24 protein-coding genes are annotated in these 22,311 nt (G+C 36.9%); 15 read left to right on the top strand and 9 right to left on the bottom strand.

Translation table 11 applies throughout. The annotated features are described in order from the left end of the window. Positions 1-50: 50 nt before the first annotated feature. From FB551_RS09360 to FB551_RS09350, 3 genes are all read left to right on the top strand, one after another. Positions 51-410 carry a DUF7716 domain-containing protein gene (locus FB551_RS09360; RefSeq protein WP_142016970.1) on the top strand — a complete coding sequence of 120 codons (360 nt, stop codon included), beginning with the start codon at positions 51-53 and terminating at the stop codon, positions 408-410. A gap of 268 nt (positions 411-678) precedes the next feature. After that, positions 679-1,188: an RNA polymerase sigma factor gene (locus FB551_RS09355; RefSeq protein ID WP_142016968.1), complete on the top strand. Its 510-nt coding sequence runs from the start codon at positions 679-681 to the stop codon at positions 1,186-1,188. Positions 1,189-1,201: 13 nt separating this feature from the next. After that, the gene (locus FB551_RS09350) at positions 1,202-1,792 is read left to right on the top strand and encodes a hypothetical protein (protein ID WP_142016966.1); all 591 of its coding nucleotides are present in this window, start codon (positions 1,202-1,204) and stop codon (positions 1,790-1,792) included. A 42-nt stretch (positions 1,793-1,834) separates the two neighbouring features. On the opposite strand, the gene FB551_RS09345 is transcribed toward FB551_RS09350, so the two are convergent. After that, positions 1,835-3,229: a S41 family peptidase gene (locus FB551_RS09345; RefSeq protein ID WP_226798659.1), complete on the bottom strand. Its 1,395-nt coding sequence runs from the start codon at positions 3,227-3,229 to the stop codon at positions 1,835-1,837. Between the two features lie 315 nt (positions 3,230-3,544). On the opposite strand from FB551_RS09345, the gene FB551_RS09340 reads away from it, so the two are divergent. Continuing rightward, positions 3,545-4,642 (top strand): MBL fold metallo-hydrolase, encoded by a 1,098-nt coding sequence (locus tag FB551_RS09340; RefSeq protein ID WP_142016962.1) that lies wholly within the window; start codon positions 3,545-3,547, stop codon positions 4,640-4,642. Here FB551_RS09340 and FB551_RS09335 read toward each other — a convergent pair whose 3' ends face one another. Further along, positions 4,643-4,930, bottom strand: coding sequence for a GNAT family N-acetyltransferase (locus tag FB551_RS09335; protein ID WP_047433564.1), 288 nt, complete (start codon positions 4,928-4,930; stop codon positions 4,643-4,645). It abuts the gene before it with no gap. A gap of 570 nt (positions 4,931-5,500) precedes the next feature. On the opposite strand from FB551_RS09335, the gene FB551_RS09330 reads away from it, so the two are divergent. The 4 genes from FB551_RS09330 to FB551_RS09315 all read left to right on the top strand — a co-directional run bounded on the left by FB551_RS09330 (position 5,501) and on the right by FB551_RS09315 (position 9,128). Next, positions 5,501-5,959 (top strand): hypothetical protein, encoded by a 459-nt coding sequence (locus tag FB551_RS09330; protein ID WP_142016960.1) that lies wholly within the window; start codon positions 5,501-5,503, stop codon positions 5,957-5,959. 103 nt (positions 5,960-6,062) lie between these two features. After that, positions 6,063-6,968 (top strand): helix-turn-helix domain-containing protein, encoded by a 906-nt coding sequence (locus FB551_RS09325; protein WP_142016958.1) that lies wholly within the window; start codon positions 6,063-6,065, stop codon positions 6,966-6,968. A gap of 86 nt (positions 6,969-7,054) precedes the next feature. Further along, positions 7,055-8,056 carry an aldo/keto reductase gene (locus FB551_RS09320; protein ID WP_142016956.1) on the top strand — a complete coding sequence of 334 codons (1,002 nt, stop codon included), beginning with the start codon at positions 7,055-7,057 and terminating at the stop codon, positions 8,054-8,056. Between the two features lie 79 nt (positions 8,057-8,135). Next, positions 8,136-9,128: an MBL fold metallo-hydrolase gene (locus FB551_RS09315; RefSeq protein WP_142016954.1), complete on the top strand. Its 993-nt coding sequence runs from the start codon at positions 8,136-8,138 to the stop codon at positions 9,126-9,128. Between the two features lie 305 nt (positions 9,129-9,433). On the opposite strand, the gene FB551_RS09310 is transcribed toward FB551_RS09315, so the two are convergent. The 7 genes from FB551_RS09310 to FB551_RS09280 all read right to left on the bottom strand — a co-directional run bounded on the left by FB551_RS09310 (position 9,434) and on the right by FB551_RS09280 (position 16,899). Beyond that, positions 9,434-9,826 (bottom strand): DoxX family protein, encoded by a 393-nt coding sequence (locus tag FB551_RS09310; protein WP_142016952.1) that lies wholly within the window; start codon positions 9,824-9,826, stop codon positions 9,434-9,436. Between the two features lie 37 nt (positions 9,827-9,863). Beyond that, positions 9,864-10,640: a DUF1223 domain-containing protein gene (locus FB551_RS09305; RefSeq protein WP_142016950.1), complete on the bottom strand. Its 777-nt coding sequence runs from the start codon at positions 10,638-10,640 to the stop codon at positions 9,864-9,866. A 341-nt stretch (positions 10,641-10,981) separates the two neighbouring features. Further along, positions 10,982-11,746 carry a LytR/AlgR family response regulator transcription factor gene (locus FB551_RS09300; protein ID WP_142016948.1) on the bottom strand — a complete coding sequence of 255 codons (765 nt, stop codon included), beginning with the start codon at positions 11,744-11,746 and terminating at the stop codon, positions 10,982-10,984. After that, complete coding sequence (locus FB551_RS09295; RefSeq protein WP_047433557.1) at positions 11,727-12,740, bottom strand: sensor histidine kinase; 1,014 nt, start codon at positions 12,738-12,740, stop codon at positions 11,727-11,729. The genes FB551_RS09300 and FB551_RS09295 overlap by 20 nt, the downstream gene beginning before the upstream one ends. Before the next feature lie 79 nt (positions 12,741-12,819). Beyond that, positions 12,820-13,263, bottom strand: a complete 444-nt coding sequence (locus FB551_RS09290; RefSeq protein ID WP_142016946.1) for a hypothetical protein — start codon at positions 13,261-13,263, stop codon at positions 12,820-12,822. Continuing rightward, on the bottom strand, positions 13,260-14,243 hold the full coding sequence (locus tag FB551_RS09285) for a heme-binding domain-containing protein (RefSeq protein ID WP_142016945.1): 984 nt from the start codon (positions 14,241-14,243) through the stop codon (positions 13,260-13,262). Before FB551_RS09285 ends, FB551_RS09290 begins: the two co-directional genes overlap by 4 nt. A 436-nt stretch (positions 14,244-14,679) precedes the next feature. Continuing rightward, complete coding sequence (locus tag FB551_RS09280) at positions 14,680-16,899, bottom strand: NADP-dependent isocitrate dehydrogenase (protein WP_142016943.1); 2,220 nt, start codon at positions 16,897-16,899, stop codon at positions 14,680-14,682. Between the two features lie 360 nt (positions 16,900-17,259). On the opposite strand from FB551_RS09280, the gene tpx reads away from it, so the two are divergent. From tpx to FB551_RS09245, 7 genes are all read left to right on the top strand, one after another. Continuing rightward, on the top strand, positions 17,260-17,760 hold the full coding sequence (gene tpx, locus FB551_RS09275) for a thiol peroxidase (protein ID WP_142016941.1): 501 nt from the start codon (positions 17,260-17,262) through the stop codon (positions 17,758-17,760). Positions 17,761-17,843: 83 nt separating this feature from the next. After that, positions 17,844-18,419 (top strand): Crp/Fnr family transcriptional regulator, encoded by a 576-nt coding sequence (locus tag FB551_RS09270; protein WP_142016939.1) that lies wholly within the window; start codon positions 17,844-17,846, stop codon positions 18,417-18,419. A gap of 67 nt (positions 18,420-18,486) precedes the next feature. Next, complete coding sequence (locus tag FB551_RS09265; protein ID WP_142016937.1) at positions 18,487-19,176, top strand: alpha/beta hydrolase; 690 nt, start codon at positions 18,487-18,489, stop codon at positions 19,174-19,176. A gap of 86 nt (positions 19,177-19,262) precedes the next feature. Then, positions 19,263-19,610, top strand: a complete 348-nt coding sequence (locus FB551_RS09260; RefSeq protein ID WP_047433550.1) for a VOC family protein — start codon at positions 19,263-19,265, stop codon at positions 19,608-19,610. 105 nt (positions 19,611-19,715) lie between these two features. Then, positions 19,716-20,927 carry a DUF763 domain-containing protein gene (locus FB551_RS09255; RefSeq protein ID WP_142016935.1) on the top strand — a complete coding sequence of 404 codons (1,212 nt, stop codon included), beginning with the start codon at positions 19,716-19,718 and terminating at the stop codon, positions 20,925-20,927. A 272-nt stretch (positions 20,928-21,199) separates the two neighbouring features. Beyond that, on the top strand, positions 21,200-21,790 hold the full coding sequence (locus FB551_RS09250; protein WP_052187084.1) for a Crp/Fnr family transcriptional regulator: 591 nt from the start codon (positions 21,200-21,202) through the stop codon (positions 21,788-21,790). 77 nt (positions 21,791-21,867) lie between these two features. After that, on the top strand, positions 21,868-22,275 hold the full coding sequence (locus tag FB551_RS09245; RefSeq protein ID WP_047433548.1) for a VOC family protein: 408 nt from the start codon (positions 21,868-21,870) through the stop codon (positions 22,273-22,275). Positions 22,276-22,311 lie beyond the last annotated feature (36 nt).

Genomic DNA, 22,311 nt, shown 5'->3' with positions numbered 1-22,311 from the left:
CTTCTGTAAAATTTCTATCTTTAGAAAATTGAGTTGTAAAAAAATATCACATGGATGATTTTAAAAATCAGGTGTATTCTATAGAAGAATTTCTGGAGTTAGTAAAGAGCAAACAGGACAGGAAAGCATCGTTTGATCCGGAATTTAATTATGCTGTCTATTCTTCAACAGATGAATTTAAATCCGAAATGAAAGTTTTTATCGGAGATCCCTTGGATATCGGTGGAAATGATAATGAAATCTTACCTGATTTCGTTTTTCACAACAAGCTTCATTATATGTGTTCTGATGAAAATATTCAGGATGTGGTGGATCTTGCTATCACGCAGCAGGCTGATGTTACTTCTTCCCAACTTATTATGGCTCTGAACCATTATCTGGAAAAAGATGATTTCTTAGATTTTAAATAATAGGAGAATTAAATACTTTAAATAAATAACCTGATGTAAAAAAATATCAGGTTATTGCTTTTTTTAATGTAACATTTTTACTTTTCTTCTACTAACTGATCAAGTCAGAAAATTATTTCGACTCATACTATTCTGAAGAAATAGTAAAAAGCTTAAAAAACACACAATGAGACCTGACATTATTTTGCTGTCAGGTTTTTTTTATTTCTTTTGTCAAAATCTGTAACAATTTTTTTAAACGAAAACTAACTCTATAGAGTAACAAGCTATGACCTCATTAGAACAAGAGTTTATAAGTAAAATTGAACAGCATAAAGGAATCCTGTTTAAGATTTCTAAAATGTACATGACTGAAAAGGATGATCGTGATGATCTTTTTCAGGAGATTACCTATCAGCTCTGGAAAGCATTTCCCGGTTTCAGAGGTGAAAGTGAATTTTCTACCTGGCTGTACAGAATTGCTTTGAACACAGCTATTATTTTCCTGAAATCAGAAAAGAGAAGAAGTTTTATCGCTCACGTAGATTTTTCCAATCATATCATTGTACAGGAAGACTATGATAATCGCAAAGAAGAACGCCTGGCTGAAATGTATAAGGCCATTCATCAACTCAATCCTATTGATAAAGCTTTTATATTCTACTATCTGGAAGATTTTTCAGGAAAGCAGATTGCAGAACAGATAGGAATTTCTGAAGGCAATGCAAGAGTGAAAATGAACCGGGCAAAAAATAAACTTAAAGATATCTTAAGCCAAATAAAAACCAACAAACATTAAAATCAGTAATCCCATGAATATCGATGAATTGAAAAATACCTGGAACGAAGATATTGTGGAGGAAACTCCCGAAATAACCATAGAACAGACAAATAAACTGAATCTTCCTCTTGAAAAGATACGCAAAAATATGCGTGTTGAATTCTGGTGGATGATCGGGATCTTTATTTTCGCCTTTCTGGTGTGCTCCGTATGCAGACCATTTAAACTTCAATTGTACATAACGGTATTGATTGCCTCCATGCTTATTGTCACTGTTTTCTTTTTCAGTAAGTTTTTTAAATTGTACAATGAAATCAGCAATCCTGCACCTAAAACTTATGATTCTTTGAAAGATCTCGTGATGCAGCTCAATCTTAACAAACAGTATTACCTCTCATACTATATCAGTTTTGCACCTTTTCTGGTGTGTGAAATCCTTATTGTTCTGGAGTTTATCCCATGGCCCAATCCTCCGGGTGAACTGAAGATTGCGGTGATCCTAATTAGTACAGTAACCATAGGCCTATTTTTGCTTTATATTGTTGGAAGGTTCTGGTATCAGCGCTACTATGGAAGATACATCCAACATATTGAAGATCTTTTGGAAGAATTAAAAAGATAAATATAGGTTCGGCGGGCTGAAAGCCCGCCGAACCTATATTTACTATTGTCCTTTATTTTCTTTTTCTTTTGCAATTTCTTTTTTTATCCAATCCAGCTGTGGATCTTTTTGATTAATAATATCCTGCATGTTTTCAGGAACAGTCACATCAGGAACAACACCTTTCCGCGAGTCTGAAAAATTGATATTGGGCTGTACCAAAAGCAGTCCTATGGGAAATCTGATTTCAGAATTGGGAAGCTTCTGGTAGGAATAAAAACCGGCAACAGTTCCGTCATTGGCACCTCCTGTTTCTTCTCCCACAAGCGTTGCTCTTTTATCATTTTTAAGCTTAGCAGTAATAATAGAAGATGCCGAAAAGCTTCCTCCGTTGATCAGTACAAAAACTTTTCCATGAAAGGCTTCCTTTTTAGGTTTTGTAGGTTTGTCTGCCTTCATTTTGTAGAATACCTTTCCATCCTTTTTATAGGTACTGAAAGTCTGTGCAAAAAAATAGCTCGGATAGGCAATACTTTTAAGAGCATACTCTAAAGGATTGCTTTTTCTGAAATAATTGGTGCGCAGAGGGGCATTTCTTGACGTTAACTGAGAAGGTTTGATCAGCGTAAACGGTTCATCAGCTAAATAGGAATACAGATTATTGATTTCATATAAAGAGCCGCCATAATTATTCCGGACATCTATGATAAGGTAGGGAGATTTTGCATGGCTGATCCTGGCAAAAGTCTTTTTATAAAACTCATCTGAATAATCCCTTGAGAAGCTTTTCACCTTAATATAAGCGATTGTACTGTCTTTATCAAGAAACCTGAAACTTCTGTTATAAGAATTACTGGAAGCAACATAATCGTTCAGTTTCTTTTCCGGGGTCTTTTTCTGCATTTCCTTATCTTTTTCAAGATCAGTATCAGATTTTGTTTCTCTGGTTAAGGTATATGTCTTTTTTTGTCCATTATAAAGCGTTTCAAGAGTAGCTCTGCTTTCAAATCCATTTTCGGCAGTATAAAAACTAAAGAACAGATCTTTTAAAAAATACGGATGGAAGGTAGTATTATCACCATCACTGCTGATCAGGCTTCTGTACTTCCTGATATAATCGGATACAGGAACATTATTGATGGATAAAATTTCAGTTCCCGGCTGTATATGTTCAATAGAATCTTTGTTTTGAATAATGTACATCTGATCTCCTGAAATATAATATTCAAAACGGCTGAACATTCCTTTCTGATGTTCCAGTCTTTTTATTTCACTTTTGGTAAATTTCTTTCTGGGAATCCTCAGGGAAAGATGTCCTTCACGAATTCCGGCAATAACAGGCTGAAGCTTGAAATAAAACTGAAGAGGAGTAAGAGGCTCTGTGATGGTTTGTTTAAGACTGTCAAATTTACTTTCCAACTCCTTCTTAGGAATATACCAGTATAATTGAGGGTGCATTTGCTGTAATTTTGAATACGCAAAATCCACATCTTCTTTAAGTTGCTCCGGTGGAATACATGAGGCTCGCTGTTCATTGTGTTTTTTTATAGAGGCACAAGACGAAAAAATAACGAGAAGAAATATTACCGAATAATTTTTCAATGTATCTGAGTTTTTTAGGGTGCTAAAATAGAAAGTTTAAAATTAATCCTGATCTAAATGACTAATAAATTTTTAAAAATACATGATAAATTTAGTTAAAAAATAGAGTAAAATGGAATAAACTTTCATTTAAAAGCAAAAGTCAATACATTTGATATTTATTTTGTACCGATGATTTACTGGATTATTACCTGTGTGGCTGTTTTGACGGTTACTTTTTTTATAGTGATCAATATGAAAGCGTTTGGTGGAGTCCCAAAAGGGAAAAGGCTGAAGCGTATCAGACAGTCGAAACTCTACAAGAAGAGACAGTTTCAGAATATCAGCCATACTCCTTCCCTTACAGAAGGCTATAAAATGTGGAAAGTAACCTACGATTTCTTTTTAGGAAAGAAAGATCCGCTGTTGAAACCCCTAAAAGCTATTCCGTCCCTTCATACCGATCTGAAAAATATTGATAAAAATGAAGATGTATTGATCTGGCTGGGGCATTCCTCTTATTATCTGCAAACCAACGGAGTTTCCTTTTTAATAGATCCTGTCCTCAGCCTGTATGGTTCTCCTTTTAAATACTTTAATAAAGCTTTCAAAGGTTCAGATATTTTTAAGCCTGAAGACATCCCGGGTATAGATTATCTTATCATTACCCATGATCATTTCGATCACCTGGATTACCCAACTGTAAAATCTATTGAGGGAAGGACGAAAATGGCCATTATACCTTTGGGAGTAGGAGCACACCTTGAAAGATGGGGATATGCTGAAAATAAGCTGATTGAAGAAGAATGGGGAACACAAATTACCCTGAAAAATGATATAAAAATTGTTTTTACTCCTGCCAGACATTTTTCCGGCAGAAGAGTAAGGCAAAATGATACACTTTGGAGTTCTTATGTTCTGATAACACCTACCAGGAAAATTTTCTTAGGAGGGGACAGTGGCTATGATTCTCATTTTAAAACAATCGGTGAGCAATATGGACCTTTCGATTATGCTGTTCTCGAAAACGGACAGTATGGAGAGGCATGGAGGTATATTCACAAATTACCTGAAGATGTCATTCAGGCGGCTATTGACCTTAGAGCACAACGTATCATTCCGGTTCATGCTGCCAAATTTGCATTGGCACTTCACCCGTGGAATGAGCCTTTACAAAAGATAACGGCTCTTGGAAAAGAAAAAAAACTGAATATCCTCACTCCGATGATCGGCGAGGTAGTAGATCTGAATCAGTCAGAACAGGAATTTACAGCCTGGTGGGAAAGCTGATCAGGCATGCCAGATTTCTTTATACCTTGCAGGATGATTTTCAAACTGCTGTCTTACAAAATCACATTCCGGGTCTACAAGCAAATCTTTTTCTTCTGCGTAACGTACCAGCTCGTCCAGCAATAGTTTGGCGTATCCTTTTCCTTCACGCTCTTCGTCAAGTTTCGTATAAAATACAATAAGCAGTCTTCCGTCAACCTCTATGGACATATAACCTGCCTTTTTCCCGTCTATAAGTAGCTGCAACTCATCCTGATATTGAGATACCTGAAACTTTATATTTTCCATAACAATGTAAGATTTGGTTGATTAAAATAATTTGAGAACATTGCGTTAAAAACATTCTCTCCATTAAAATTACAAAATTATATCATATGAAATAATAGTTTTTTGGAATCTTAACGAATTTTATAACATAAATGGTGTAATGATAGGTTAAAAGATAAAAGATAAAAGATAAAAGATAAAAGATAAAAGATAAAAGATAAAAGATAAAAGATAAAAGATAAAAGATATTACCATTAAATATCCGCATGTAAGGATCAATAGAGGTGGGCTTTAGCCCGCCATACAATACATAATTTCTCTTGCGGCTTTAGCCGAAACTTAAATATATGTGTTTTTTATAAATCTGCAATGTGTTGATTATTAATTTATAATAGGGTTGTTGTATAATAATTCTTGGATCTAATCATAGCTTTAGAATCATTAATGTTTAAGAATTTAATAAAAAATACAGAAAATAATTCAAAGATAATCAGTTGTTTATGATTTTTTTTAACAAATATTAGTATTGGTAATTAATAATTGGCACTTTAATTGACTATCCCTTGATAATTATTTTTAAAGTGGAATGAAATGAAAAAGTTAATATTAACCGCATTATTTGTTGGGACCTTCAGTTTGAGTTATGCCCAATCAGATTATTATAATGATTATAGAAGGAGTATCTCGGATATCAACTGGCAAAGAGTGATTACCGACCTTGTTCTTTCATCAACACAGGCTAATCAGATCTATGTGTTGAATGACAGATACCATGATTATGATACCTGGAACAGAGTATATGTTGTAGAACCTGGAAGATGGAGAAATGACCGTTATTCGGAGCTGGAAAGAATTCTGGGCAGAGAAAAGTATATCATCTTTAAAAAGAAATACTACAGAGGTCAAAACCCTGTAATTGTTTATGGAAGAAACAAAAACGATTATAAAAAATACCGTAAACAACAGGAGAAGTATTACAAAAATCAGGAAAAGTACTACAAAAAACAAAATAAACATCATGGTCACGGACGTGATGATGATTGGGATTAACCCATGATCAACTTAAATGACTGGCATTTTTTGTCAGTCATTTATTTTTTCAATATGTGATGGTATTGTTATGTAATTTGTTTGATTTTTATAACTTTGATCTATGGAATCACACGAATCACTCAAAGGTTTTTATGAAAGAAATGCTCTCAACCTGGCATCACAATGTATTGGGGTGAATAAAATGGGGCACTTCAATGTGTTTTCGCGGGAATACTGTTCTCCTCTTACCCCTTACAGCAGAAGAGATTATTATAAGATTTCACTCATCATAGGAAAAGGAAAATTACATTATGCCGATAAATGGATCAAAGTAGACCGTCCCGCATTATTGTTTTCCAATCCTATTATTCCTTATTCATGGGAAGCTGATGATGAGGATCAGAAGGGTTGGTTCTGCCTCTTTACCGATCAGTTTCTGCATAACGGAAGCCGTATAGGGAATCTTCAGGATTCTCCGCTTTTCAAGATTGGAGGAACTCCCGTTTTCTTTGTAGATGAAGAACAGCAGAGCATACTTTCTGAGATTTATACCAAAATGATGACGGAAATCCAATCAGATTATATTCACAAATATGATATGCTGAGAGCGTATCTTCATCTGATGATTCATGAAACCATGAGAATGCAGCCGGCAGAAAGTTTTGAACCTTATCAGAATGCTTCACAAAGAGTGGCCTCTTTATTTATGGAACTGTTGGAAAGACAGTTTCCTATCGACAGCCCTGAGGCCTTTTTAAAATTAAAAACTCCTAATGATTATGCTCAGAGCCTCTCTATTCATGTGAATTCTTTAAACCGTTCTGTAAAAGAGATTACAGGAAAAACAACCAGCCAGCAGATTACCGGAAGAATTATTCAGGAAGCCAATGCCTTATTGAAACATACAGATTGGAATATTTCTGAGATTGCCTATGGACTAGGTTTTGAAGAACCTGCTTATTTTACCAATTACTTTAAAAAACAAACCGGAATTACTCCCAATGCTTTAAGAATGGATGTTGTTTGAATTTTATAATTCTTAGTTTGAATTCTATATCGGGGTTAGCTTCCGGATGCTCTAATTTTGTCATGTAAAATTAAATCATACCTATCATGAAATTTAAAAAATTAGGAAACACAGAAGAACAGTTATCAGCAATCGGTTTAGGATGTATGGGAATGAGTTTTGCCTATGGTCCTACCGATGAGCAGGAAAGTATCAATACCCTGCACAGAGCTTTGGATTTAGGGGTTAACTTTTGGGATACAGCAGATATGTATGCCAATGGAGAAAACGAAAAACTAATTTCTAAAGTTTTAGTACCCAACAGGGATAAGATTTTTATTGCGACCAAATTCGGATTCAGGTTTAAAGATGGCAAAGCAAGTCACAGCGGAGCGCCGGGAACCTATTTCGATGGTTCTCCGGAATGGATCAGACAGGCCGTAGACTTAAGCCTTCAAAGATTAAAGATCGATACTATTGACCTGTATTATGCTCACAGAGTAGATCCGAATGTTCCTGTAGAAGAAACAGTAGGAGCTATGGCAGAGCTGGTGAAAGCAGGAAAAGTGAAATATATCGGATTGTCTGAAGCTTCAGCAGAATCTATCAGAAAAGCCAATAAAATTCATCCTATTGCAGCATTACAGTCAGAATATTCCATCCTTACCAAAGATGTTGAAAAAGAGATTTTACCAACCATCAGAGAGCTTGGAATTTCCTTGGTTCCATATTCTCCGTTAGCAAGAGGGCTTTTCACCAATATCTATGATGTAAAGAACCTGGGTGACGATGACTTTAGAAAATCATTACCGCGTTATCAGCAGGAATATCTTGAAAATAACACCAAACTTGCAAACGAGATCAATGAACTTGCCGCTTCCAAAGGAGTAAAAGGAACTCAGCTCGCCCTGGCGTGGGTGTTGAATCAGGGAGATGATATTATTCCGATTCCCGGTACAAAAAGAATCAAATATCTGGAGGAAAATATTGCAGCAGTCAATATAGAACTTTCTCAATCGGATCTGGATGCCATTGATGCCATTCTGAAAAAATACCCGAATGTAGGAGAAAGGTATACCGAAGGTTCAATGAAACTGGTGAACAACTAAAAACTATTCATATAAAACTGAGCTCTGAACATGAAAGGAGCTCAGTTTTATTTTATATTTAAAACCAAAGTATTCAACGATGAACAGAAGAGAATTATTAAAAAACGGATTACTGGCAGGAACATTGAGTATGATTCCTTTTTCCGGTTTGATGGCCGAGCCTAAAAGAACTGCTGAAAAAACTGGCGAAGATCTATCAGGCTTTAAAAAAGTAAAGCTAGGTGAACTGGATCTGTTCATCCTCACAGATGGATATATTCATGAAGAAAACCTGAGCTCATTTGCTCCCAGAGGTACCGTTCAGGAAGTGAAATCAATCCTTAAAAATAATTTCAGACCCGATAATTATATCGATATGGCGATGAATATTCTATTGGTTAAAACAAAGAATAAAACCATCCTGTTTGATACGGGAATGGGAATTTTTGCAGATGAAAGAACTGGATTTCTATTAAAAAGCCTTCAAAAAGCAGGATTTTCTCCAAAAGATATTACCGATGTTTTTATCTCTCACGCCCATCCGGATCACATAGGCGGAGTAGTGGATAAACAAAATAAGTTTATTTTTCCTAATGCTGATATTTTCATCTCCAAAACGGAACATGATTTCTGGATGAAAGCTTCAATCAAAGACTTCAGTAACAGTGCTCTGAAGGCACAACCTGAATTCCTTAATCAGATTATTCCTGCAGTTCAGAATATTCTGAAAACCATTCAACCCAAACTGAAATTTTATGACCTTAATAATCCGTTGTATGATTATTTTAGTTTCCGGTTGGCTCCCGGCCACACACCAGGTTTAACGGTTACCACTATCTCTTCAGGAAATGAAAAACTCATCTATATTGCTGATCTGATCCATTCTGATGTTGTCCTTTTTCCACACCCTGAATGGGGATTTTCTGGTGACACTGATCTGGATATCGCAACTGCATCAAGAAAAAAACTCCTTCAGCAATTGGCTGATACCAGAGTAAGAGCATTTGCTTATCACTTACCATGGCCAGGCTTGGGGTACACAAAGAAAAAAGCAACTGGATTTGAGTGGTTTCCCGAAGGCTTTATGAATTAAATGTCAGGTAATAGTTTGCAGAGATTAGGGATGACAAATAGAAATTGGAAACAAGGAAATGTTATCTTAACCAATAGTAATAAAGTGCTTGGCATTCCCATCCTCTGGAGGGGTGGCAAAAATTCAGAGAATTTTTGACGGGGTGGTAAAATCATACACACAATACTATCAATAGCAGCGGACTTTAGTCCGCTTTTTCAATAAAATTTTACCATTCGGCTTTAGCCCAAATTTATAAAATAACAAATCCTCCCGGGCAAAGAGAGGATCTGTTTTTATACATAAGAAAAAATTAGAGTTTATCATTAAGCTTCACCAAATACCACTTCAGGAGAATATAGCTTTCTGAACATCAGATAAGTCATCGTAAGCACAGAAAAAGCGACTATTGCATCTACCGTAGATGGAAAACCAAGCACGGCAATCTTCGAAAAGAAAGCAAACAGGATATCAAAAAACATTCCTGCAAATACCCATTCTTTTAATCTCAATAATCTATTGGGAAGCAGAAGAACCACAACTCCGGAGATTTTAAAAATACCTAGTATATAAATAAAGTGAGGCGGATAGCCAAGCTGTTGGGTAATGTCCCACACAACCGGATTTTTTGTCAGTTCAAAGAAACCGCTGGCTCCAAACCATAATGACATAAAAATAGCGCCTGTCCAGTAGATGATTTTTGTAGTTTTTGTTTTCATTGTTGTAATTTTTAATGTAATTAAATTGTATATTATTTTATTTAAAAGCTGTTTTTGCTGATCCTGAGGTTTCTCCGGTTTTCATATTCTGAATAAAAGCGATAACTTCCCAGTTTTCAGGAGAAAAGCCTTCAGGAAGTTTGAATGTGGTTATTCCTTCTTGCTGCTTATTGATAGAGAGCTGATTTTGCTTGTGAACAATCTGCCAGTGATGCAAATGGCGTCCTTCATTTTCACCTTTTCCTACCTGAGTGGAAGAATGTTTTTCAACCAGATTAATGAGCAGTATATTCTGAGAATCTGTGGAAGATGTTTTATACTGAACGTCAATTCTATTCTGAGAAGCAGCTGCAGATAATGCTACAGGTGTTTTTTTAGAAGTAAATAAAGCTTTCTGAATAGCATTTCTGATATTGTTTTCATCAGAACCTACAAATTCTGTTTTTCCGTTCACTACCAGCTGTGGAGTATAAACCTGCGAATTCAAAATACGGCTGTACTGCTGTTGTCGTTGTGAGTTTTCAGCAGTACTGAATCGGTCTTTCCATCCAAGACGGTTCCAGTAGTCTACGTGGTAGGAGAGAAGGTAAACCTGCTCATCTTTATATTCTTTTTCAATTTTTCCCATCAGTTCATCTGCGGGAGGGCAGCTGGAACAGCCTTCTGAAGTAAAGAGTTCCAGAACGGCAAAACCATTGTTTTCAGATGTTGAATGTTGTGCTGCCTTTTGATCTTTATTTTGATGAATAAATGCCGAAGTAGCAAATAATAACGCGGTAAAAGCGCTTACTGTGATTAAGTTTTTTAGTATCATGTCTTTTAATTTGATTCAAAAGTAGATACTCTGGAGAGGCAAAAGAATGTAAAAAGAGGTTAACCGGACAAATTGAAAGGTGAACCCGGAAATTGTGAGGGGAAGGATATCTGGGCTGGGAGAAGGAAGTTGGAAGTTTCCAGAGTACCAAAGGAATAAAGTATGTCTTTTAAATATTGAAATATAAGCAGGAAGAGCTTAAGAAATTGGTACAATCAAATAAGAAATAAAAAGAAAACCCTGATCATAACGATCAGGGTTATAATGTATTTCAAAAGAGTTCTATAGCTTAGAATGACTGCAAGTACTTCCTACTTCCAGCCCCCAGCTTCCCTCCACCTTTATCTATCCTCCAGCCAGGTGAAGAAACTATGCGTTTTTTCTTTATTAATCAAAAGCTTTTCAGGTGTTTCAACGGTGAGTTTCACCAGTATTTTGCGCTGAAAATAATGCTCCATCTCTTTAATGGCTTTAAAATTAACAAGATATTGCCTGTTAACTCTGAAGAATTGTTTATCGGAAACCTGTTCTGCCACTTGCCCTAAAGGTTGTGTCAGAGGAAACTGTTCCTTGGCAAAAGTTACCAAATGCGTAATTTCATTATGAATGTAAAAATAAGCAATGTCTTCAGTGGCAATTGTGGTATATTTCTGATTTTTAAAAACCAGGAAACTGCTCTTACCTGCAGCCGCAGGCTGACTGATTTTCTGTATCAGGGACTCGAGATCAGGAAGATCCTTTTTTTGAAAGAATTTTTTCAGTTCGTCAACCTTTCCCAGAGCTTCAGCAATATCTTCCCTGGAAAATGGTTTTAAAATATAATCAACTCCCTTGCTTTTAAAGGCATCCAGCATATACTGATCAAAGGCGGTACAAAAAACCACAGGGCATATAATCTCCACTGATTTAAAAATTTCAAATGAAAGTCCGTCCGAAAGATGGATATCCATAAAAATGAGATCTGGTTTGTTCGCATTTAATCCTTCAATACTTGTTTCAATACTGTCGTAAACACCCAGTATCTTTGAGTCCGGTTTTAAGTCTGAGATTAAATTCTGAAGAGCTTTTGCCGCCCTGAATTCATCTTCAATAATGATTATATTCATGAATTAATGGTAGTTTTATCTGAAATGTTTTTTCGTCTGAATGAATAGTAATATCCTTTTCCAGCAAGTGTTTATAGCGCATTTTAATGTTATCCAGTCCGACTCCCAGGGAATCTTCGGGGTTTACTTTTCGCTGTATAGGATTTTCGATCACAATTTTGTCTTCAGCATTATAGATTTTGATATGTAAAGGTTTGCTTTGTGAGACAATATTGTGCTTGATGCAGTTCTCCACCAGAAGCTGAAGAGTGAAAGGAGGAATAAGGGTTTGTGCTGATTCTTTTCCAAGTTCGTTGGTGAAATTAATGCCTTCTCCAAAACGGGCTTTCTGAAGAAAAAGATAAGAATCCACTATTTTCATTTCTTCCTGAACACTTATCAGATCCAGTTTTCTGCTTTCCAGTGTAAATCGGTAAAAATCAGAAAGTTTTACAATAAAATCAACGGTTTCTTCATCACGGGTTTCCGCCATCAGTTTTAAAGTATTCAGGCTGTTGAAAAGAAAATGAGGATTGATCTGTTGCTTTAACAATTCATACTGAGCTCCCAGATTGTCACTTTTTACCTTTTCCAGTTCAAGCTGTATCTGCTGGCCTGTATAGTTATTTTGAAGAAGATTCAGAAACATGTAGCACACCAGATTGATTAGAATTCCTCTTACTTCAATCATCAGCATGACCGGTCCGAAGTTAATATGTGAAAGAATCAGCTGCTGAATCCAGGCCAGTCCAAACATAATTACCATCCCAAAAGCCAGTACCACCATCAGTCTCGAATAAGAAATATGCTGTCTTCGTTTTGCTGTACGGTTCAGCATATAAATGTTGATATACCACATGATTACAGAAAAAGCTGCTGTAATAGCTGAGTTTACCACGGCTTCTTTCCAGTTAAACTGATGAGAAGCCAGCTGAGGTACTGAAGATAGAACTCCCAGGAAAATGGAGCTTATCCAGATAATGGCCTGTGAGATTTTTATTTTTTGCTGTTGCATGAAATCTGCTGGTTTGAAAGGGTTAAATTAGTGCTTTTTATTGAAAATATTATGATAAATAGTGAAACGGGAATTTTTATTATGGCCTGCTTACAGGGCGATAACTCATGAAATACTGTATTCTTTCCTGGTTATCTGAGAGCCTAGTCTTGGGTTGATCATTTTTAAGATCATAAGAAACGTTTCCATCATTGTCAGCCTGAACCGTTTCTATACTTACTAGTTCTCCGGTGATAGTTCCGCCAATATATTGAGGATTATCATGGTATTTCCAGGTTACCAATTTCATAACAGAGCCGGCTTCCGGTGTCTGGTTTTCCTTTGATAAAGATTCCAGCGCTTTTTCGTTTCCATATAAAGCGGACATTGTTTCTTCCTTAGGATTTAAAGAATTGGAAATGAATTTCAGAGGGCCTGGGTTAAAAACAACCCTTGAAAGGCCATCATTTGTAACATTATTTTCTTTGCTGCAAGCGGTAAGAGAAATCAGGCTTACCATTAAGATCAGAATGATATTTTTCATTTTTTCTGTAAATTTTGAATTAATCTTTGAGTATTTACTTTCATCGGAACATCAAACAGATATCCTGTTTTTTCAGCGAGTTGTCTGTGGCACGCAATACAGGATTCTTTGGCGAAAGATGCCGTTTTTCCTGTTGGATGAAGATCATCCCCGGAGAATTTTGCAAATCCCCACCCTTCGGTATCCTTATATTGTCTGGAATCTTTTACCATAAACTGAGCATTGATAAATTTTCCTGGTCTGATTTCTCCGTTGGGAAGTTCTTCCTGTTTCCATACGGATTTTACTACCATACTTCCGTCCGGCCATGGATGAAAGTTCTCTGTTTCCACAGCTTTTACCGCAATATCATTTCCATAAATTACGCGGATTGAGTTATCAAAAAGAGTACTCATGCTGATAACCTTCCAGTTTTTAAAATTATCAGTGTATCGGATTCCATTAGGAGAAACCGGAAATTTTGTTGATGGCTGAACTGGTAAATTGGATGAGACTTGAGGGGTCTCACTCTTTTTTTGAGCAGATGAACTTGCTGAGGATAATGAAAGAGTATATTTTTTAATCGTTTCAATATCTTTTGGTGTAATCTTAGCCGAAGGATGCAGAAGAGTGTACTCATGGAGAGGCATTTTACCACTTTGCATCATATTAAGAATAGCATACATCTTTCCCTGATGTTCAGCGGGAGATAACTTTTCCCATTCTGAGAAGTTCAGGACTTCCCTGGCTCTTTTGATATCTTTATTCACAGCCCATGAAACAGGAGCAAGTTTATCGTACCAGCTTAAATTCTGCTGATTGGAATGACAGCTGAAACATGAGTTTTCAAGAATACTGATCACTTCCCTTGGGGCTTCAATCTTTCCTGTAACCGGTTTTCCTTCCAAAGGTTTACTGAATAACTGCAGTCCTCCGAAGATTCCTAGTATAGCCAGAAAAACAATGGCAATGGGATTTCTTTTTTTCTTTACGGTATCCATAATGAATATTGTTTTTATTTTCTGGATCAAAAGTAGGCGGGTAGTACATGCTGTGAAACAGAAAACAGACCGAGCTGGACAAATCAAAAGGTGAATCCCGAATTTTAAACCCCGAAACTCCCGTTTTAATAGAATATGAACCTACAGAATACTGCCGAACCTTTGGAAATATCATCTAGGAGATGATCAACTGGGACAGAGAACATAGAAGAGTGATTGTAGAGGATAGGTAGGTGAGGGGTAGCAGGTAACAGATGAGAGGTAGCAGTGATCAGGTAGCAGCGACCTTTATCAATAAGTATGTGCTCATTATTCCCCTCCCTTGAAGGGGTGGCAAAAATTCAAAGAATTTTTGACGGGGTGGTTTACTACGCAGATTATATCCACAAAAAAAGCCCCTTAAAAAAGGAGCTTTCATTTATATCAAAACGAAAAATTAGATTCCGTCAATGATTTCATTTAAAACAGTGCTAGGTCTCATTGCTGCATATGTTTTATACGTATCAGTTTTGTAGTATCCTTCAATGTTCTGAGGTTTACCCTGAGCACCAATTAATTCTGCATTGATTACTTCTTCATTTTCCTGCATAGCCTGAGCTACAGGAGCAAACTGAGCAGCCAGTTCAGCATCAGCAGTCTGGTTAGCTAGTGCTTCAGCCCAGTACATTGCTAAATAGAAGTGAGAACCTCTGTTATCGATCTGTCCTACTTTTCTTGCAGGAGATTTGTCTGTAGCTAAGAATTTAGCGTTAGCTTCATCCAATGCATCAGCTAAAACCTGAGATTTTGTGTTCCCCTGAGTTTGTGCCAGGTGCTCTAAAGAAGCCTGAAGTGCTAAGAATTCACCTAGAGAATCCCATCTTAAATATCCTTCTTCTAAGAACTGCTCAACGTGTTTAGGAGCAGAACCTCCGGCACCTGTTTCAAATAAACCACCACCGTTCATCAAGGGAACAATAGAAAGCATTTTTGCAGAAGTACCAAGCTCAAGGATTGGGAAAAGGTCTGTTAAATAATCTCTCAATACGTTTCCGGAAACAGAGATCGTGTCTTTACCTTCTCTGGCTCTCTTCAACGTTTCAGTCATAGCATCTTTTACATCAAGAATTCTGATGTCAAGACCTGTTGTATCATGATCAGCAAGATATTTCTCTACTTTTTTGATGATTTCTCTGTCGTGAGCTCTTCCTTTGTCTAACCAGAAGATGGCAGGAGTATCAGATAATCTTGATCTGTTTACCGCTAATTTTACCCAGTCCTGGATAGGAGCATCTTTAGTCTGACACATTCTGAAGATATCATCTTTTTCTACTTTTTGAGAAAGAAGAACATTTCCAGCTTCGTCCTGAACTTCTACAGTTCCGTCAGTAGTTAATTGGAAAGTTTTATCATGAGAACCATATTCTTCAGCTTTCTGAGCCATTAAACCTACGTTTGGAACAGATCCCATAGTGGTAGGGTCTAATTTTCCATGTGCTTTCATATCGTCAATGACAGACTGATAGAAACCTGCATAAGAACGGTCCGGAATGATACAAACCGTATCTTCTTCGTTTCCGTCTTTGTTCCACATTTTACCTCCTCCTCTTACAAGAGCAGCCATAGAGGCGTCAACAATGACATCAGAAGGTACGTGGAAGTTGGTAATTCCTTTGTCAGAGTTTACCATTGCCACTCTAGGTCCGTTTGCCAACGCAGCTTCGATATCAGCTTTGATGTCAGCTTCCTGAGCATTTCCTTTGATTTTTTCAAAAAGATCAGCAAGACCGTTATTTGGATTGATATCTAAAGACTTGAAAGTCTCAGCATATTTAGTGAATACTTCTTTGAAGAAAGTCTCAACGATAGCCCCGAAAATGATAGGGTCAGAGATTTTCATCATCGTCGCTTTAAGGTGAGCAGAAAGAAGTACATTTCTGTTTTTAGCCTCTTCGATAGCTTCCTGAACGAATGCCTTCAATGCATTTAAGTTCATTACAGAAGAATCAATTACTTCACCAGCCTGAAGATCTGCAAAGTCTTTTAGTACAGACTCAGAACCGTCATTACCTTTGAATACGATTCTGTATTTTGTAGCGTTTTCTAATGTTGTAGAAGTTTCTGTACCGTAGAAATCACCATTGTTCATGTGAGCTACGTCAGTTTTGCTGTCAGATGCCCAGTTACCCATTCTGTGAGGGTTTGCTTTTGCATAGTTTTTAACAGCTTTCGGAGCACGTCTGTCAGAGTTTCCTTCTCTTAATACCGGGTTTACAGCACTTCCTAATACTTTAGCATATTTAGCTTTAATTGCTTTTTCTTCGTCATTTTTAGGCTCTGCAGGATAGTTTGGAACTGCGAAACCTTTACCTTGTAATTCAGCAATCGCTGCATCCAATTGCGGTACAGAAGCAGAAATGTTAGGTAACTTAATGATGTTCGCATCAGGTTGCGTTGCCAATTCTCCTAGTTCTGCCAAAGCATCACCAATTTTCTGGTCGTCTTTTAAAAACTCAGGGAAGTTGGCTAAAATTCTTCCTGCCAAAGAAATATCCGGAACTGCGATTTCGATATCTGCTGATTTTGTGAAAGCTTTTACAATAGGTAAAAACGAGTGAGTAGCCAGCATTGGAGCTTCATCAGTAAGTGTGTAATAGATTTTTGATTTTTCTGACATTATACTGTAATTTTTTATTTGAAATTTTAAGTCCCACAAATTTAGTAAATATCATTGTTTTATTTAAGATATTTCCATAAAAAAAAGAGGCTTTTGTATCTTTAATTTTATATCTGTGTAATTGTATTGCTTCATGATGTGTTATTATTAATTCTAAAAAAAAATGTACCATTTCACTGATTGAACTTTGGCAGTCCGAAGTCTTGTTTTTTCAGGCTGCAGCTACAGGAAAAATTTTGTTTGAAAAACTGATTGTCAGTAAGATGGTTTTTATTTTCACTTTAAGATTAATTTAACCATAATAAGACCGGGAAAATTTTCTTTTTTGATTACATTTGAAAAAATAAAAAAATAAATATTATGTCCACGACCATCACTTTAAAAGGAAACGAAGTACACACAATAGGAGCATTACCATCTGTAGGAACTACTGTAAAAGATTTTGCACTGGTGGATTCAGGGTTAAATGTGAAAACACTTCAAAATTTTGACGGAAAGAAAAAAGTATTCAATATTTTCCCAAGTATTGATACTCCAACTTGTGCCGCATCTTCCAGAAAATTCAATGAAGAAGCTTCAAAACTTGACAATACGGTTATCATCAACGTTTCTAAAGACCTTCCCTTTGCATTAGGAAGATTCTGTGCTGCTGAAGGATTGAATAATGTGGAAACACTTTCAGATTTCAGAAGCAGCTTCGGAGATGATTATGAAGTGACCATTGCAGATTCTCCTTTGAAAGGATTATTGAGCCGTGCCGTTATCGTTACAGACGAAAACAACAAAGTAGTATATACCGAGCAGGTTCTGGAAATTGCCGATGAACCTAATTACGATGCCGCTCTTGCAGCATTGAAATAATAAAATAATTTTTATAGAAAAGCCTTGTGAATAAAATTTTGCAAGGCTTTTTTTGAATATAAAACCTAATCAAATCACACCAAATGATGTCAAATAATTATAAGAAATATGGAGAACTTTTCCAGGTAGATTCTGAGCATTTCGAAGAATTCTATACTTTACTTCATGATACTGAGCTTTTGAAATCTGATTTTTTTCTCAAGCAGGGAGAAAAATGCAAATATCTTGGCTTTATTAAAAAAGGTACCATCAGATGTTTCTACATCAATGATCAGGGACGCGAAATCAATTTCGGATTCTATTTTGAAAATGAATTTTTCACCGATTACGAAAGTATACTTTGTGATACTGTTTCCAATATGAACATCCAGGCGCTGGAAAACTGCGAAATTCTGCTGTTGAGTAAGGAGCATTTACAGGATTTATATAAAAAAGAAGCCTACTGGCAGCAATTCGGAAGAGTGATGAGCGAAAAGATTTATCTGGATGCTAAAAAACGGATTGATGATCTGCTGTGCTTTTCCCCTGAAAACAGATACCTCAATCTTGTTAAAAAACAGCCTGCTCTTTTTCAGAAAATAGCCCAGAAACACATTGCCAGTTATCTGGGCGTAACAGAGCAGTCACTCAGCCGGATAAGAAGCCGTATTGTTAATTAACTTAAGTTAACGTCCACTGGTCTTTTAAACTGTAGCTTTACCATTATCAAATTTTAACACAATCATTATGGAACAAAAAGATTTAACCATTATTTTAGTACACGGAGCATGGGGAGACGGATCACACTGGCAATACATTATCCCTTCACTGACAAAAGCGGGCTATAAAGTAAGAAGTGTCCAGAACCCACTCACTTCGCTGCAGGATGACATTAATAAGACTAAAGACCTTATCGATGCTCAGGAAGGAAAAGTACTTTTAGTAGGACATTCTTATGGAGGAGCTGTTATTTCGGGAGCCGGACATCATGATAAAGTTGCAGGGCTGGTTTATATTGCTGCTTTTGCACCTGATGCCGGAGACAGTCTGGGATCCCTGTTGGGAAGAAGAGAATCACCGGGGGGAGCAAGTATTTATCCGGACAACAAAGGTTTTTTATGGATCAAATATGATGAATTCAAATCTGCTTTCTGTCAGGATCTGGATGATGAAAAAGCACTGGTAATGTCATTATCACAAAAACCTATTCACGGTCAGTGTTTTGGAGATGTAGCGGGTGAACCGGCATGGAAAATACGTCCAAGTTGGTACCAGATCTCCCTGCAGGACCGTATGATTCCTGCGGAAACAGAAAAAGAAATGGCAGAGCGTCTTGAACCAAAGAAAATAATTTCATTAGATGCAGGACATGCCTCGCTGGCATCACATCCTGAAGAAGTTACTCAGCTGATTTTAGAAGCTGCTGCTTCCGTTTAATAGAAGATACAATACAATAATTAGCTAAGCCTTGTGAAATTTTACGTAATTTCACAAGGCTTTTTTAATGAAAAAATACTTCAGAAATGGTAAAAAGAATCGTAGCTAATATTAAAACAGATGATCTTTCAAAAGCCAATCTGTTTTATCAGGATATTTTAGAACTGGATGTTTTGATGGATCATGGATGGATTAAAACTTTGGGTAACGATGAAGAAGCAAAAGTTCAGATCAGTTTTGCCGAGCAGGGAGGAAACGATACAGAAGTCCCGGATCTTTCCATTGAAGTAGATAATGTAGATGAAATTTATGAGAAAATGAAAAATGCAGGCTTTGAAATCAACTACGAGCTCACCAATGAAGAATGGGGAGTCCGCAGATTTTTTGTTAAAGATCCATTTCAAAAGCTGATCAATATACTGTCTCACCAATAAAATAATTTCACAGGGCCACATCTTTTACCGTAATGGGTCATTATTAATGATCCGGATCATTAAAAATAAAGGGGAATAAACCTACCTTTACATTTTAAAAATATAATGAAACGTTCAGGAACAGCAGATTTACCCCTTCACTATGGCAAAGTACCGCCATGGCTGTATGAACGTATGTCTGTGCTGGGACTTTCTATTATTGAAGTCATTCTCATGGATTATGGTAAGGATGAGGTGTTGCGCCGTCTGGCAGACCCGTTCTGGTTTCAGAGTTTTGGAGCGGTGATGGGAATGGACTGGCATTCTTCAGGAATTACCACTTCCGTGATGGGTGCTTTGAAACGTTCCATTAACCCTAATTCTCAGTCTCTCGGACTTTATATCTGTGGTGGAAAAGGAAAGTTTTCCAGGGAAACTCCATCAGAGTTGATCAGAATTGCAGATAAAACCGGATTGAACGGAACAGATCTGGTAAGAGCCAGTAAACTTTCTGCAAAAGTAGATAATACAGCCATTCAGGACGGCTATCAGTTGTACCTGCACAATTTCGTTCTTTCAGATAATGGAAACTGGAGTGTTATTCAGCAGGGAATGCATGAGTCTGATGGAACAGCAAGGCGGTATCACTGGCATTCCGAAAATATAAAATCCTTTGTAGAACAGCCTCATACGGGAATTAACGGAATTTCAAGAGGAAAGATACTTAACCTTACCGATGCTGAAGCTTCAGGGAACAGAAAGGGGATTCTAGATATTTCCCATACCGATTCCGCAGAAGTAATGAAGGATTTTGCAACATTGATTCTTCCTGCCCACCATGATGTGCAGGCTTCTGATGTAGATCTGAAGCGTTTGGGGGCACTTCTGTATGTTACCAGAGAGCAGCAGCCTCAGAATTTTGAAGACTTGCTGATGCTGGAAGGAGTAGGACCACGAACCATGCAGTCATTGGCTTTGGTAAGTGAAGTGATTCACGGAGCGCCATCGAGATTTGCCGATCCGGCAAGGTTTTCCTTTGCTCATGGAGGTAAAGACGGACATCCTTTCCCTGTCCCTGTCAATACGTATGATGAAAGTATCAACATCATCAGAAAAGGGATTGAGAAATCTAAGCTAGGAAATTCTGATAAGCTGAATTCTTTAAACAAGCTTCACCAGATCGTTGCCAATGCCGAAAAAGATTTTACTCCGGATTTTGATATTCAGCAGGTGATTGAAGAAGAAAGACAAAATTCCTGGCGTTTTGGCGGAAAGACCGTATTTGGTGATGCCCAGAAACCCACTACTCCAAAATCAATACAACTTTCCCTGTTTTAAAAATATTTCCTGTAAAAAGCTTACAATTACTATATCGGCAGATAGTCATTCCCATCCTCCGGAGGGGTGGCAAAAATTCAAAGAATTTTTGACGGGGTGGTTAGAGATAGTATGTTTCAAATAACTGTTTAAAAACAATCTGCTTTAGAAATACCTTTTATTTCAATGTGGTGTGCGGTTTTTTGTAAAATCATTCCATTCTTTGTTTAATATTTTTTGCTCTTAATTCAATTAAAAATTTTATTTTTAAAGACTTTAAAAAATTGACACCAATGACCAATCAAGCTTTAGAAATCTGCTATGATTTCCCTTTCTTTTTTCCCGAAGAGCTTGCTGAGATATTTCAGGCTCATGAGAAAACATCTTTCCAGAAAGGTGATTTCATCCTTGAAGAAGGAAAAACAGCCAATGAATATTATATTCTTGAAAGCGGATTGGCGCGTTCCTATGTTAATGATTTCAACGGAAATGAAGTAACCACTCACTTTTTCGTAGAAAATGAAGTCATTATTGAGGTTTTGTCAATGTTTCAGCGGGTTCCGTCTCAGGAAAATATCGTTTGTATTACAGATTGTGAATGCTGGAGGATGGATTATGATACGTTTCAGGAATTATTCCATAAAATTCCAAACCTTAGAGAATGGGGAAGATCATGGATGTCTCAGGAACTTTTTGCCTATAAACAGAGATCTGTAGAAATGTTCACCCTCTCAGCAACCAGAAGATATCTTAATCTGCTGGAGCAGAAAGCTAAAGTCATACAATTTGCACCTTTGAAACAGATTGCTTCCTATCTGGGAGTTACAGACACTTCTTTGAGCCGTATCCGTAAGGAAATTGTCTCACATCCTAAGAAAATTTAAATCTTGCCCTATGACAAGTAGATTTTCATTACACCTCGGTAATTTTGGATTACAGATTAACACTAAAATTACGAAAAATGAAAGTCAACCAAATTTATGTCAACCTTCCGGTAAAAGATGTACAGAAAACCAAAGAATTCTGGACTAAGGTAGGTTTCTCTATTAACGAACAGTTTTCAGACGAGAAAGCAACATGCGTTGTTTTGAATGATACCATTTATGTGATGTTTTTGCAGGAAGATTATTTTATGACCTTCACCAATAAACCTGTTGCCAAAGAAAATACCAGTCAGGTTCTTGTGGCCGTGGGATTAAACAGTCGTGAAGAAGTAGACAAAATAGTAAATACTGCCGTAGAGAACGGAGCATGGCAGCATGAAGAACCTCAGGATTATGGATGGATGTACCAGAATTCTTTCTGGGATCTGGATGGGCATGGCTGGAATATCACTTTTGCCGATATGTCTCAAATGCCGACAGAATAATTTAAACCAAATAAATGAAATCTTGTCCTATGGCAA

The sequence above is a fragment of the Chryseobacterium aquifrigidense genome (assembly GCF_006716485.1).
Taxonomy (GTDB): domain Bacteria; phylum Bacteroidota; class Bacteroidia; order Flavobacteriales; family Weeksellaceae; genus Chryseobacterium; species Chryseobacterium vietnamense.
The sequence above is the reverse complement of the archived record's forward strand: the minus strand, read 5'-3'. Positions and strand labels throughout refer to the sequence as shown.

Excerpts from the sequence above, each read along its gene's own strand:
- FB551_RS09360 (WP_142016970.1), top strand. The coding sequence starts at position 51 with ATGGATGATTTTAAAAATCAGGTGTATTCTATAGAAGAATTTCTGGAG.
- FB551_RS09355 (WP_142016968.1), top strand. The coding sequence starts at position 679 with ATGACCTCATTAGAACAAGAGTTTATAAGTAAAATTGAACAGCATAAA.
- FB551_RS09350 (WP_142016966.1), top strand. The coding sequence starts at position 1,202 with ATGAATATCGATGAATTGAAAAATACCTGGAACGAAGATATTGTGGAG.
- FB551_RS09345 (WP_226798659.1), bottom strand. The coding sequence starts at position 3,229 with ATGCACCCTCAATTATACTGGTATATTCCTAAGAAGGAGTTGGAAAGT.
- FB551_RS09340 (WP_142016962.1), top strand. The coding sequence starts at position 3,545 with ATGATTTACTGGATTATTACCTGTGTGGCTGTTTTGACGGTTACTTTT.
- FB551_RS09335 (WP_047433564.1), bottom strand. The coding sequence starts at position 4,930 with ATGGAAAATATAAAGTTTCAGGTATCTCAATATCAGGATGAGTTGCAG.
- FB551_RS09330 (WP_142016960.1), top strand. The coding sequence starts at position 5,501 with ATGAAAAAGTTAATATTAACCGCATTATTTGTTGGGACCTTCAGTTTG.
- FB551_RS09325 (WP_142016958.1), top strand. The coding sequence starts at position 6,063 with ATGGAATCACACGAATCACTCAAAGGTTTTTATGAAAGAAATGCTCTC.
- FB551_RS09320 (WP_142016956.1), top strand. The coding sequence starts at position 7,055 with ATGAAATTTAAAAAATTAGGAAACACAGAAGAACAGTTATCAGCAATC.
- FB551_RS09315 (WP_142016954.1), top strand. The coding sequence starts at position 8,136 with ATGAACAGAAGAGAATTATTAAAAAACGGATTACTGGCAGGAACATTG.
- FB551_RS09310 (WP_142016952.1), bottom strand. The coding sequence starts at position 9,826 with ATGAAAACAAAAACTACAAAAATCATCTACTGGACAGGCGCTATTTTT.
- FB551_RS09305 (WP_142016950.1), bottom strand. The coding sequence starts at position 10,640 with ATGATACTAAAAAACTTAATCACAGTAAGCGCTTTTACCGCGTTATTA.
- FB551_RS09300 (WP_142016948.1), bottom strand. The coding sequence starts at position 11,746 with ATGAATATAATCATTATTGAAGATGAATTCAGGGCGGCAAAAGCTCTT.
- FB551_RS09295 (WP_047433557.1), bottom strand. The coding sequence starts at position 12,740 with ATGCAACAGCAAAAAATAAAAATCTCACAGGCCATTATCTGGATAAGC.
- FB551_RS09290 (WP_142016946.1), bottom strand. The coding sequence starts at position 13,263 with ATGAAAAATATCATTCTGATCTTAATGGTAAGCCTGATTTCTCTTACC.
- FB551_RS09285 (WP_142016945.1), bottom strand. The coding sequence starts at position 14,243 with ATGGATACCGTAAAGAAAAAAAGAAATCCCATTGCCATTGTTTTTCTG.
- FB551_RS09280 (WP_142016943.1), bottom strand. The coding sequence starts at position 16,899 with ATGTCAGAAAAATCAAAAATCTATTACACACTTACTGATGAAGCTCCA.
- tpx (WP_142016941.1), top strand. The coding sequence starts at position 17,260 with ATGTCCACGACCATCACTTTAAAAGGAAACGAAGTACACACAATAGGA.
- FB551_RS09270 (WP_142016939.1), top strand. The coding sequence starts at position 17,844 with ATGATGTCAAATAATTATAAGAAATATGGAGAACTTTTCCAGGTAGAT.
- FB551_RS09265 (WP_142016937.1), top strand. The coding sequence starts at position 18,487 with ATGGAACAAAAAGATTTAACCATTATTTTAGTACACGGAGCATGGGGA.
- FB551_RS09260 (WP_047433550.1), top strand. The coding sequence starts at position 19,263 with ATGGTAAAAAGAATCGTAGCTAATATTAAAACAGATGATCTTTCAAAA.
- FB551_RS09255 (WP_142016935.1), top strand. The coding sequence starts at position 19,716 with ATGAAACGTTCAGGAACAGCAGATTTACCCCTTCACTATGGCAAAGTA.
- FB551_RS09250 (WP_052187084.1), top strand. The coding sequence starts at position 21,200 with ATGACCAATCAAGCTTTAGAAATCTGCTATGATTTCCCTTTCTTTTTT.
- FB551_RS09245 (WP_047433548.1), top strand. The coding sequence starts at position 21,868 with ATGAAAGTCAACCAAATTTATGTCAACCTTCCGGTAAAAGATGTACAG.